This is a genomic window from Cobetia sp. PS-4MA, from assembly GCF_057670765.1.
On the sequence record NZ_CM173107.1, the window covers coordinates 1,067,088 to 1,079,264 of the forward strand.

Annotated in this window: 12 protein-coding genes; 11 read left to right on the plus strand and 1 reads right to left on the minus strand. The window is 62.5% G+C overall.

Features of this window, described 5'->3' with window-relative positions; all coding sequences use genetic code 11:
• The first annotated feature begins 468 nt into the window (after positions 1-468).
• Positions 469-1,071, plus strand: coding sequence for an RNA polymerase sigma factor RpoE (gene rpoE, locus AC26AR_RS04580; protein ID WP_077372152.1), 603 nt, complete (start codon positions 469-471; stop codon positions 1,069-1,071).
• Between the two features lie 321 nt (positions 1,072-1,392).
• A complete protein-coding gene (locus AC26AR_RS04585) occupies positions 1,393-2,109 on the plus strand; it encodes a sigma-E factor negative regulatory protein (RefSeq protein ID WP_084209119.1) in 717 nt (238 codons plus the stop codon).
• A gap of 167 nt (positions 2,110-2,276) precedes the next feature.
• On the opposite strand, the gene AC26AR_RS04590 is transcribed toward AC26AR_RS04585, so the two are convergent.
• The gene (locus AC26AR_RS04590; RefSeq protein ID WP_084209118.1) at positions 2,277-2,525 is read right to left on the minus strand and encodes a VF530 family protein; all 249 of its coding nucleotides are present in this window, start codon (positions 2,523-2,525) and stop codon (positions 2,277-2,279) included.
• Between the two features lie 146 nt (positions 2,526-2,671).
• On the opposite strand from AC26AR_RS04590, the gene AC26AR_RS04595 reads away from it, so the two are divergent.
• The 9 genes from AC26AR_RS04595 (at position 2,672) to acpS (ending at position 12,003) form a co-directional block, all read left to right on the plus strand.
• Positions 2,672-3,142, plus strand: a complete 471-nt coding sequence (locus AC26AR_RS04595) for a SoxR reducing system RseC family protein (RefSeq protein ID WP_077372161.1) — start codon at positions 2,672-2,674, stop codon at positions 3,140-3,142.
• A gap of 260 nt (positions 3,143-3,402) precedes the next feature.
• On the plus strand, positions 3,403-4,809 hold the full coding sequence (locus tag AC26AR_RS04600; protein ID WP_176502763.1) for a DegQ family serine endoprotease: 1,407 nt from the start codon (positions 3,403-3,405) through the stop codon (positions 4,807-4,809).
• Positions 4,810-5,085: 276 nt separating this feature from the next.
• Entirely contained in the window at positions 5,086-6,906 is a 1,821-nt protein-coding gene (lepA, locus tag AC26AR_RS04605; protein WP_077372164.1) for a translation elongation factor 4, read from the plus strand.
• A 54-nt stretch (positions 6,907-6,960) separates the two neighbouring features.
• Entirely contained in the window at positions 6,961-7,764 is an 804-nt protein-coding gene (lepB, locus tag AC26AR_RS04610) for a signal peptidase I (RefSeq protein WP_488107628.1), read from the plus strand.
• 343 nt (positions 7,765-8,107) lie between these two features.
• Positions 8,108-8,800, plus strand: a complete 693-nt coding sequence (rnc, locus tag AC26AR_RS04615) for a ribonuclease III (protein WP_488107629.1) — start codon at positions 8,108-8,110, stop codon at positions 8,798-8,800.
• 92 nt (positions 8,801-8,892) lie between these two features.
• A complete protein-coding gene (era, locus tag AC26AR_RS04620) occupies positions 8,893-9,837 on the plus strand; it encodes a GTPase Era (protein ID WP_077373161.1) in 945 nt (314 codons plus the stop codon).
• 147 nt (positions 9,838-9,984) lie between these two features.
• Positions 9,985-10,701, plus strand: coding sequence for a DNA repair protein RecO (recO, locus tag AC26AR_RS04625; protein WP_077372173.1), 717 nt, complete (start codon positions 9,985-9,987; stop codon positions 10,699-10,701).
• A 103-nt stretch (positions 10,702-10,804) separates the two neighbouring features.
• Complete coding sequence (gene pdxJ, locus AC26AR_RS04630; RefSeq protein ID WP_488107630.1) at positions 10,805-11,629, plus strand: pyridoxine 5'-phosphate synthase; 825 nt, start codon at positions 10,805-10,807, stop codon at positions 11,627-11,629.
• A complete protein-coding gene (gene acpS / locus AC26AR_RS04635; protein ID WP_077372179.1) occupies positions 11,626-12,003 on the plus strand; it encodes a holo-ACP synthase in 378 nt (125 codons plus the stop codon). Before pdxJ ends, acpS begins: the two co-directional genes overlap by 4 nt.
• Positions 12,004-12,177: the final 174 nt, after the last annotated feature.

Here is a 12,177-nt window from a genome sequence, read left to right on the forward strand (position 1 = left end):
CCTCTGCCGTGAGTGGAGTCGTGAATGGCTCCATGGTATCTGCTGCTTTGACGCTTGTCAGCGGCTTTGGCGCAATATAAATCACCTGTCAAGGTAAATGGAGGGATCAGGAGCGAGTGTCATGCCTGGTCATGAGTCAGTCGTAAAGTAATCGTTACACTTGAGCGAGTCAGCGTCGCCAAACACGGTCATCTCAGGCGTGGGCATGGAAAACCTGTGGCTTTGGCCACCACGTGTCTTGCCGTGCAAATGATAAACAGGAACACTGTGCGTTGATTTTGGTCGCCCGAACGGGTGCAAGGTAGCCAGTGTGCTGTTCGAATTGCGCGACGCATCCATGAGCATGAATGTCAAAGGGGCCGGATTCCATATGCGCGAGTCGCAATTTCCATCAGGTACTGATGCCCCGGGGACGTCTTTGCGAGTCGTCTCTAGCGGTGCCTCCACTCCCGCGGAGGGAGCGAGTGAATGAGTGTCAATGAGACAGATCAGCAGCTGGTCGAGCGCGCCCAGAAAGGGGATAACCGCGCCTTCGATCTGCTGGTCAACAAGTATCAACACAAGATTCTCGGCCTGATCAGCCGTTATGTGCATGATCATGCCGAAGTCCAGGATGTCGCCCAGGAAGCTTTCATCAAGGCCTATCGCGCCTTGCCCAATTTCCGGGCGGAGAGCGCCTTCTATACCTGGATGTATCGCATCGCCATCAATACCGCCAAGAATCATCTGGTCTCGCGGGGGCGGCGTCCCCCGGGGACGGATCTGGACATCGGGGATGCCGAGGTGCTGGATCAGTCCGGGCGTCTGGCGGATGTCGAAACACCGGAAGCGGCCATGGCGCGTGACGAGCTGGAGAAGGTGGTGTTCGATGCCATCGAGAAATTGCCGGAAGACCTGCGCACTGCCATCACTCTGCGCGAGTTCGACGGTCTGTCCTATGAGGATATCGCCGAGGTGATGCAGTGCCCGGTGGGGACCGTTCGCTCACGCATCTTCCGTGCTCGCGAATCGGTGGACAAGGCCATCCAGGGGCTGCTCAGTCCTGCTGCAGCTGGGGCGGTAGCTGACTGAGAGGGGCACTGTTGAAGATGGCGTCTGGCGGTCGAGCAGGACCCGACAGGCAAGTATCTGTCTCCGATGGTCTACATCCTTGTCTGCCGAGAAAATTCATCAAAAACAATGGCTTGTTCAGATAGTGCATGAAAAGTGAATGTTTTCTGAATGAATCGCGGAACGAACTGGCGCGCGCGTGATCATAGTGTGCAGATTGCCGGTTCGTTCAGTCGGGCCGCCAAGAGTCATGCAGCGAGCCAGTCGTGTCATGACGCCATTCGTTGTCTGAAATGCAGGTTGTGCCCCGTGATGGCCTGTCGAGTGTGAGGGTATTTACGCATGAATCTTAAGACCACCGAATCCGTGAAGGAGTCGCTGTCCGCGCTGATGGATGCGGAGGGTGACGAGCTGGATCTGCGACGTGTCCTCAAGGGGCTCGACGAATCGCCTGAGGCGGCAGACACCTGGCGTCGCTATCATCTTGCGCGCAGCGTCATGCACCGCGAGCGCGAGAGCAGCTTCACCATGGATATCTCGGCGGCCGTGAGTGCCGAGGTCGAGATGATCTCCCGTGAAGCGCCGGTTGCCGAACCCGTGGCCGAGCGCCGCAGCCTCTTCTCCTTCGCAGGCTCTGCCGCGATCGCGGCGGGTGTCGCGGTGATGGTGATCACCGGTGTGCAGGTCTTCAACGGCACTGACACCGGCGTGCCGAGCCTCAACGGCTCAGGCGCGGAGCTGGCCAGTGGGGCTTCAGGCCTGCAGGGTGGCGCGGTGCATCAGGTCAGCCAGCCGTCCGTGAATGCCGAGGCTTCCCAGTGGGCACAACCGAGTGCTGCAGGCGGCCTGATGCAGGTCGGCGTGACGGCTTCTCCGTCGCGTCCCATGTTCATGGCCCCGCAGAATGGCGGTTATGAATCCGGCATGTCGTCCAGCAACGTCGCGGCGGCGGATCTTGCCCAGCGTCGACTGCTTGAAGCGTACCTGAGCAAGTCGTCCGAGCGCGGCCCCGTGCCGGAGCGCAGCGAATGGATCAGTCTGCAGGATGTCGCCCAGTAACCTTCGCTGGATGACTGGCCTGCGATGGCGTCGTTGCCAGGGTAGGTGAAAGCAGCAAGGGTCGACGCAAAAAGAGGGGCAGCCATTGGCTGCCCCTCTTTTTGCGTCTGCATATCCTGGTCGCGTCCGGTCAGCGCCGTCACCTGGCGGTGTGGCCACTCTCCGCCTCAGTCATGTAGATAGCGATCTGCCGTCTGGATGTAGAGCGCCTCGACCTTGGCGCGTGCCCAGGGCGTGCGTCGCAGGAACTTGAGGCTGGAGTTGATGCTGGGGTCACTCAGGAAGCAATTGATGGGGATCAGTTCGCCCAGCGTCTCGAATCCGTAATGGTCGACCAGCCAGGTCAGCAACGCCTTGAGGGTGACCCCGTGCAGGGGGTCGAGACGCGAGGTGGAGGGTGGCGGTGCTTCGCTCATGAGAGTTCCTGTGCGGACATGGGTGTCATCTCGGTCGACCGGGATGAGGGGCAATGGCGGCGGGGTGAGGTGAAGCGTCCCCCTGAAAGGCGTTATTCTACCCATATGTGCTGCCGGCAGGTGGCGAGATTTCAGGAGTCGGCAAGATGATGCAGGAAGAAGGGCAGGTCACCGGTCATGGCAGGGAAGGGGTGTGGGTCGAGACCCAGCGCCGCTCCACCTGCGGAGCCTGCAAGGCTCGCAGCAGTTGCGGGAGCGGGCTGTTGAGCCAGTTCTCGCGCCGCAAGGCACACCGCGTGCTGATTCATGTGCCGCTTGGCGAGGCGTGGCCGATGGTCGGCGAACGGGTCGTGATCGGTATCGACGAATCCGCCTTCCTGCGCAGTGCCGGACTGCTGTATGGCCTGCCGCTGATGAGTGGCATGCTCGGCGGTATCGTAGCCGAGCAGCTGGCAGGCGCAGGGGCTCTGGTGGTGCCGCTGGGCTTTGCGCTCTCGCTGGCGGCGGGGCTGGGCGTGGTGCGCTGGCATGCCGCGCGTCCTGAGCAGCAGGCGCTGTATCGTCCCCGCCTGCTGCGTCGCCTGGGAGTGGACTCGCTGGCCATCAAGGCCGTCTGACGGGGCTCTTGTGCTCGGCTGACAGCTGCTCGCGCGCGTGAGCGGCAGTGGTCGACCCTCGCCCGTCCCCGAGAATGCCTGCTGCATGTCGTCTGTCGCTTTCATGCGACCTGAGGTTGCGTCGAGCGCGGTATCATTCGCTGAACTTCAACGCCGTCTTGGCGTCAATGAATGGGACGTCGCCTGCGGCGTCAGCATGCTGGATGGCAAGTGACAGCGTGCCTCATAACAAGTGACAGGACGTACCAGGAGTCGCATCGATGAAATCGCTTTCTCGCCTGATGGCGCCCGCGTTGGCCATGGCTGCCCTGATGGGTGCCCAGATGGCCCAGGCGCGTGAACTTCCCGATTTTACCCAGCTGGTCAAGGATTCGGCGCCTGCCGTGGTCAACATCGCGACCACCACCGAGATCAAACGTACCTCGGGGCCGGTGTTCCGTGGCCCGGATGGCCAGGAGATGCCGGAGTTCTTCAAGCACTTCTTCGGTGATCAGTTCCCCGGTCAGGGGCGTGGGGGGATCGAGAAGCGCTCCAGCCTCGGTTCCGGCTTCATCATCTCCGACGATGGCTACATCATGACCAACGCCCACGTCGTGGATGGTGCCGACGAGGTGATGGTGCGCCTGAATGACCGTCGAGAGCTGAAGGCTCAGGTGGTCGGCGAGGACAAGAAGACCGATATCGCGCTGCTCAAGGTCAAGGCGGATGATCTGCCCACTCTGCCGATGGGCGACAGTGACGCCCTGGAAGTCGGTCAGTGGGTAGCGGCCATCGGCTCGCCGTTCGGCTTCGATCACTCCGTCACGGCGGGGATCGTCAGTGCCATCGATCGCACGCTGCCCTCGGATGCCTATGTGCCCTTCATCCAGACGGATGTCGCGATCAACCCGGGCAACTCCGGGGGGCCGCTGTTTGATCTCGAGGGAGACGTGGTCGGAATCAACTCCCAGATCTACACCCGCTCCGGTGGCTTCATGGGGGTGAGCTTCGCGATTCCCATCAATGTGGCGATGGATGTGGCCGACAAGCTCAAGACCGATGGTCGCGTCGATCGTGGCTGGCTGGGGGTCGTCATCCAGCCGGTGTCCAAGGATCTGGCCGAATCCTTCGGGCTGGACCGGGCGCGTGGCGCGCTGATCGCCGATCTTGACCCGGATGGCCCGGCCGCAGCGTCCGGCCTCAAGGCGGGCGACATCATCATGGCGGTCGATGGCGATGAGGTGGAAACCTCCGCCAACCTGCCGCGCATGGTCGGTGCCAGCTCGCCGGGGGATTCGCTCAAGCTTTCCATCCTGCGAGATGGCAAGCGTCAGACCCTGCAGGCCAAGGTAGGGCACTGGCCGGGCAGCGATCAGGACGAGATTGCCGCTGCCAGCAATGACAAGCAAGGCCTGGGCATTGCCGTGACCGAGCTTGGCAAGGCGGCGCTGGCGGAAATGAACCTCGACAATGGCGTCAAGGTGCTGGAGGTCGACCCACAGGGCGTGGCGGCAGAGGCGGGCATCACTGCCGGCGATGTGCTGGTCGAGCTCAATCAGCAGCCGTTGACCAGCGTGCAGTCGCTGCGTGACGTGGTGGCCAAGCTGCCGGCGGATCGCCCGGTCTCGCTGCGCCTGGTGCGCAACGGTCGCCCGCTGTACATCGCTCTGCGCATGCGCGATGAATGACGCGGACGCCAGCAAGGGAGGCGAGTGACGACGGGGCGCACGGGCGACTGTGCGCCCCGTCTGCATTCAGGGGCGAGCCCCTTCTCGCGGGGCTCGCAAGCATGAGGATTGCCTTGTGGCTGCCGTTCGAACGGCTGGGTGAGAGAGGTGCAAAAGGTAACGCCTTCTATCATCGCCTCAAGTCGGACTGTACAATGCGTGCAATTCGATTTCCGTCGTCTCCCGTGTTGGCCGTGTGATTTCACGGAGACGGGCACAAATACAGAGCAGTGATCCATGACCGAACGCGTAACGCCGCCGTCCTTGAAGCATATCCGCAACTTCTCAATCATCGCCCACATCGACCACGGCAAGTCCACGCTGGCTGACCGCATCATTCAGCTGTGCGAAGGCTTGAGTGACCGTGAGCTCAAGGAGCAGGTGCTTGACTCGATGGACATCGAGCGTGAGCGCGGCATCACCATCAAGGCCCAGTCGGTGACCCTCGACTACCACGCCGATGATGGCAATACCTATCAGCTGAACTTCATCGATACCCCGGGCCACGTCGACTTCTCCTATGAAGTCTCGCGCTCGCTGTATGCCTGTGAAGGGGCGCTGCTGGTGGTGGATGCCGGTCAGGGCGTCGAAGCCCAGTCGGTGGCCAACTGCTACACCGCCATCGAGCAGGGCCTCGAGGTGCTGCCGGTCCTCAACAAGATGGATCTGCCGCAGGCGGACCCGGAGAAGGTCTCCCAGGAGATCGAGGAGATCATCGGTCTGGACGCGACGGATGCCTGTCAGGTGTCGGCCAAGTCCGGCATGGGCATGGAAGCGCTGCTCGAGCGTCTGGTGCGTGACATTCCGCCGCCCAAGGGCGATCCGGAAGCGCCGCTGCAGGCGTTGATCATCGACTCCTGGTTCGACAACTACCTCGGCGTCGTCTCGCTGGTACGTATCTTCGACGGCACCCTGAAGAAGGGTGAGAAGATCCGCCTGAAGTCCACCGGCCGCGACTGGGAAACCGGCGCGATCGGTATCTTCACGCCCAAGCGCAAGGAAACCGGTGTGCTGCGTGCCGGCGAGGTGGGCTTCATCGTCGCCGGCATCAAGGACATCATGGGCGCGCCGGTGGGTGACACCATCGTGCACACCAAGACGGCCGACAAGGTCGAGCGTCTGCCGGGCTTCCAGAAGGTCAAGCCGCAGGTCTACGCCGGCATGTTCCCGATCAGCTCCGATGACTACGAGGACTTCCGTGACGCGCTGCAGAAACTGGCGCTCAACGATGCCTCGCTGGATTACGAGCCGGAGAACTCCGACGCACTGGGCTTCGGCTTCCGCGTCGGCTTCCTGGGCACCCTGCACATGGAGATCATCCAGGAGCGTCTGGAGCGCGAGTACAATCTCGACCTGCTGACGACTGCGCCGACGGTGATCTACGAGGTGCTGATGGACAACGGCGACGTGCTGCCGGTGTCCAACCCCTCGAAGCTTCCGGACATGGCCAACGTCGATGAACTGCGTGAGCCGATCTGCCGTGCCACCATCCTCGTGCCACAGGAATACGTCGGCAACGTCATCACCGAGTGCGTCAATCGTCGCGGCGTCCAGCTCGACATGCAGTTCCTGGGCAGCCAGATCCAGCTGGTCTACGAGCTGCCGATGGCCGAGGTCGTGATGGACTTCTTCGATCGCCTCAAGTCCATCTCCAAGGGCTATGCCTCTCTGGATTACAGCTTCGAGCGTTTCGAGGCGGCCAAGCTGGTACGTCTGGACGTGCTGATCAATGGCGATCGCGTCGATGCGCTGGCGGCCATCATCCACCGCGACCATGCTCACGGCCGTGGCCGACTGCTGGTCGAGAAGATGAAGGAACTGATCCCGCGTCAGATGTTCGACGTGGCGATCCAGGCGGCCGTCGGAGGTCAGGTCGTGGCACGCTCCACCGTGAAGGCGCTGCGCAAGAACGTGACCGCCAAGTGCTACGGCGGCGACGTCAGCCGCAAGAAGAAGCTGCTCGAGAAGCAGAAAGCGGGCAAGAAGCGCATGAAGCAGGTCGGCCGGGTGGAAATTCCCCAGGACGCCTTCCTTGCCGTGCTCAAGATGAACGACTGATGCAGGCCGCCGGCTGGCGGCCTGCCCCAAGACCCAGGGCAGACAGGGATGACGATGGATTTCTCGCTAGTATTGGTGATTGCCGTAGCGGTAGCCGGCGTGGTGTGGCTGATAGATCTGATTGCCCTGCGCGGTGCGCGCAAGGCGCGTCTGGCCAAGGCCGAGGCATCCGTCGAAGGGGAGTTGGACAGTGATACGCGTGAGAAGCTGACGCGGGACCCGTGGCTGGTGGACTATGCCAAGTCGTTCTTTCCGGTACTGTTGCTGGTGCTGGTGGTGCGCTCATTCGCCTATGAGCCGTTCCAGATTCCCTCCGGCTCGATGCTGCCGACGCTCAAGATCGGCGACTTCATCCTGGTCAACAAGTATGACTATGGCCTGCGCCTGCCGGTGGTCGACACCAAGGTGCTGGAGGTCGGCGAGCCCGAGCGTGGTGACGTGATGGTGTTCCGTTTCCCGGAGGACCCGTCCACCAACTTCATCAAGCGCGTCGTCGGTCTGCCCGGTGACACCATCCGCTATGAGGGCAAGCAGCTCTACGTGAATGGCCAGGCGGTCAGCAAGACGCTCAATGCGCGCAATGTCAGTGAGCAGCCCGGCGAGAGTCTGCTGGATGAGACACTGGGGAAACACGCCCATCAAATCTACAATAACCCTCAGGACCCCGGCCCGCAGATGCGCGAGATCCGGGTGCCTGAAGGCCAGTACTTCGTGATGGGTGACAACCGCGACCATTCCAACGACAGCCGCTACTGGGGCTTCGTGCCGGAAGAGAACATCGTCGGCAAGGCGGTCGCGGTGTGGATGCACTGGAAGGACGGATTCCCGGACTTTTCCTCGGTACGCCTGATTCATTGATCAGTGCATTGACCGGGCCGCCGAGAGGCGGCCCGGTCGTGTCTGGCAGCGCCGCCCGGCGGCGTGCCAGTACCGCAAGGACGGATCTTTCGACATGGGACGATGCGTCGTGCCTGCCATGTCAACCTGCTGTTCATCATGTCGGACCCGAGGCCACGAGCCTGCGGGCAGCGCGGCTGACGAATATCGGATTGGGATGGTGGCGATCGGCAACTCCTCAAGCCGTGTAGGCTTCGGGCATCGCGAAGCATGTCGATGACGACAGGCATCAGCCGTCAAGACTGATGCACCATTCGACAGGACGCCTGCGGGCGTCAGCGACAAAAAGAGAGTAGGGAGACCTGTGAGTAGCCCGCTGAATGCCTTTGTAAAGCGTATCGGCCACACCTTCGAGGATGCCAGTCTGTTGGAACTGGCATTGACCCATCGAAGCTATGGTGGCCAGAACAATGAGCGGCTCGAGTTTCTTGGCGATTCCATCGTCAACTTCGTGATCGCCGAAGCGCTGTTCCTGCGCTTCCCCCAGGCCCGTGAGGGCCAGCTGTCACGCCTGCGTGCGCGTCTGGTCAAGGGCCAGACCTTGGCGGAGCTTGCCCGTGAGTTCAAGCTGGGCGAGAACCTGCGCCTGGGCTCCGGCGAGATGAAGAGCGGCGGTCATCGTCGCGAATCCATCCTGGCCGATGCCGTGGAAGCCGTGATCGGTGCCATCTATCTGGATGCTGGCATGCAGGTCGTGCGTGCACACGTGCTGCGCTGGTACGACAGCCGTCTTGAGGCGTTGAACCTTCAGGACACCCAGAAAGATCCCAAGACACGTCTGCAGGAATTCCTGCAATCGCGTCAGGCGGCCCTGCCGCGCTATGAGGTGACCAGCGTCGAAGGCGAAGCGCATTCGCAGACCTTCAGCGTCGATTGCCATGTCGAGATGATCGACACCAAGACCACAGGCGTCGGCTCCAGCCGTCGCCATGCTGAACAGCAGGCGGCCGAGTTCGCGCTGCAACTGCTCGAACCTGCCCGCGGAGGCCGCTCATGAGCCATACCCCAGAAGACAATGTCACCCCGAGCGGCGACGCCCCTGATGCCTCTACCGAGACGCACACCGGCAACGCCGATGCCCTCGAGGGCATGCTGGCGGCCGCCGGTGTCAGCGATCAGCCGCTGCCGGATACCCGCTGTGGCTTCGTCGCCATCGTCGGGCGCCCCAATGTCGGCAAGTCGACGCTGATGAACCACATCCTGGGCCAGAAGGTCTCGATCACCTCGCGTCGTCCGCAGACCACGCGTCACCAGGTGATGGGCATCCACACCGAGGACGGCACCCAGTGCGTCTTCGTCGATACCCCGGGGATCCACATCATGCAGCGCGATCGCAACAAGGCGATCAACCGCTTCATGAACCAGACCGCCACCCAGGCGCTGCGCGATGTGGACGCCGTGGTGTTCATCGTCGACCGCACCCGCTGGATGGAAGAAGACCAGATCGTGCTCGAGAAGCTGGCCCACGTGAAGGCGCCGGTGATTCTCGTCGTCAACAAGATCGACTGGCTGAAGGACAAGACCACTCTGGCCCCCTGGCTCCAGAGTCTGCAGGAGCGTCGTGACTTCGCGGCCATCATCCCGATGTCGGCCAAGAATGGCACCAACATCGACCTGCTGCTCGAGAACGTGATGGGGCGTCTGCCGCACGGCGAGCACATGTTCGCGGATGATCAGATCACCAACAAGAGCTCACGTTTCCTGGCCTCCGAGCTGGTGCGCGAGAAGGTGATGCGTCAGCTGGGTGACGAACTGCCGTACCAGATGACCGTCGAGATCGAGGAATTCAAGACCGATCAGCGCGGCACGCTGCACATCAGCGCGCTGATGATGGTCGAGCGTCAGGGCCAGAAGAAGATCCTGATCGGCGAGAATGGCGAGCGCATCAAGAACATCGGTCGCGAAGCGCGTCTCGAGATGGAGCGTGCCTTCGATGCCAAGGTGATGCTGAACCTGTGGGTCAAGGTCAAGCGTGGCTGGTCGGATGACGAGCGCGCCCTGAAAAGCCTGGGTTACACCCACGACAAGGACTGATGCTCCCCGCACCCGTGGTGCGGCAGGCAAGACGACTGCCGCGCCACGGGTGCCCTCATCAGTCGAGCATCGCCTGATGCTCGGCGTTCGCCTCTGCCGGATGCCATCTTCCCTGTCCGCAAGCCCTCTTTGTCGTGAGTCTGTCCGATGACGCCGCAACCGGCCTTCCTGCTGCATCGCAAGCCGTATCGTGAAACCAGTGCCATCATCGAGTTGTTGACCCTCGAGCATGGTCGGGTGCGCGCGGTGGCACGCGGTGTCCAGCGTCCGGGCAGCAAGTCGCGGGCGCGACTGCAGCCGTTCACTCCCCTGCACGTCACCTGGCGCGGGGAAAGCGATCTCAAGACGCTCAACCTGATGGAGACCGGCGGCAGCGCCAGTCTGCTGGCGGGGGAAGGGCTTCTGTGTGGCTTCTATGCCAATGAGCTATTGACGCGCACCTTGCCGGTGGAAATGCCGGTACCGGAGCTGTTCGCGCTCTATTCGCTGACCCTGGATGACGTGGCGCTGCCTGCTCGTCGCGCCCCGGCGCTCAGGCGACTGGAATACACCCTGCTGGAAGCCCTTGAGCAATTGCCGCAGTTTCGTACGCTGGAGGATGCCCCTCTGATGCCCGACGTGCGCTACGACTATGTCGCCAGCGAGCGGCGTTTTCGCGCCCAACCCGAGGGGGCAGCAGGTATCGAGGGGCGTGCCTTGAAGCTGCTGGCCAGTGAGGACTGGGGGCACGCCGGCCTGTCGCGAGAGAGTCTATGGCTGGCGCGGCGCGCCTTGGCGCCATTGCTGGGAGAGCGTCCGCTGCGCTCGCGTGAACTGATGCGTCAGCTGACCGCCCGGCGACGTGAAAGTCGTCAGACAGGTTGATGCGGGCCTTGCCTGCAGATCGTATCCTGTCGTCATGCAAGCTGTCTTCGTCATGGCACCTGTTGCCATGCCTATTTTCCATCTCCATCGCTAGGAGCTGATCATGCACCCGCTGCGTATCCTGCTCGGGGTCAATATTGACCACATCGCCACTCTGCGCCAGGCGCGTGGCACCCGTTATCCGGACCCGGTCCAGGCCGCGCTGGTCGCGGAGGAAGCCGGCGCCGATGGCATCACCGTGCACCTGCGTGAAGACCGTCGCCATATCCAGGAGCGCGACGTGCGTCTTCTGGCCGAGGTGCTCAATACGCGCATGAATCTCGAGATGGCCGTCAGTGACGAGATGCTGGCGCTGGCCGAGGAAGTGCGTCCGGCCAATGTCTGCCTGGTGCCGGAGAAGCGCGAGGAACTGACCACCGAGGGTGGTCTGGATGTCGCCGGAGATCTGGAACGCATTCGCGCGGCCTGTGAGCGTCTCGCGACGGCGGGCTGTGAAGTCTCGCTGTTCATCGACCCGGAGCCTGAGCAGATTCGTGCCGCCTTCGAGACCGGGGCGCCAGTCGTCGAGCTTCACACCGGTGCCTACGCGGATGCCTGCGGTGAAGCGGCGCGTGTCGAATTCGAGCGCATCGCGGCTGCAGCCGAGCTCGCCAACGAGCTGGGCCTGATCGTCAATGCCGGGCATGGTCTCAACTATCACAACGTCGAGGCCATCGCGGGCATCTCGGGGCTGAACGAGCTGAACATCGGCCATGCGATCATCGCGCGCGCCATGTTCGTTGGCCTCAAGGAGGCCGTCATCGAGATGAAGCGCCTGTGCATCGCAGGCCAGGAAGCGGGGCTGATGGCAGCGCTGGATGCGCACGACCATGACCATGAGCACGATGAGGATCATGAGCACGTGCAAGGGTCAGGCTGCTGCGGATGATCGTCGGGATAGGCACGGACATCGCGCGAATCGAGCGTTTCGAGGCCGGCATGGCACGTCACGGAGAGCGCTTCGCTCGGCGTCTGCTCGGAGCGCAGGAGCTGGCACGCTTCGCGGATCACCCCCAGCCGGCGGCTTTTCTGGCCAAGCGATTCGCGGCCAAGGAAGCCTTCGTCAAGGCGCTGGGGACCGGGCTGCGCCAGGGCATGCGTTTCACCCAGATCCAGGTGGTGAACGATGCGTTGGGCAAGCCGTCCTTCGTGCTGTCAGATGAGGCGGAAGCGCTGACTGCACGTGCCGGGATTCGTCATCTGCATCTGTCGATCAGTGATGAGCGTGATCAGGCCATCGCCTTCGTGGTGCTGGAGCGCTGAGCATCCGCTGACCGCTGACCGCTGACAAGTGCTGGACATGACAACGCCACCCTCGCCTTGCGGCCAGGGTGGCGTTGTCGTTGTCGGCAGTGGGATGGTGAGGAGGGGGCGGAAAAGGCAAGAGAAAAAGGGGTGGCGAAGAGCGGATGCCGTCATCAGTGCCCTCGACCAGCG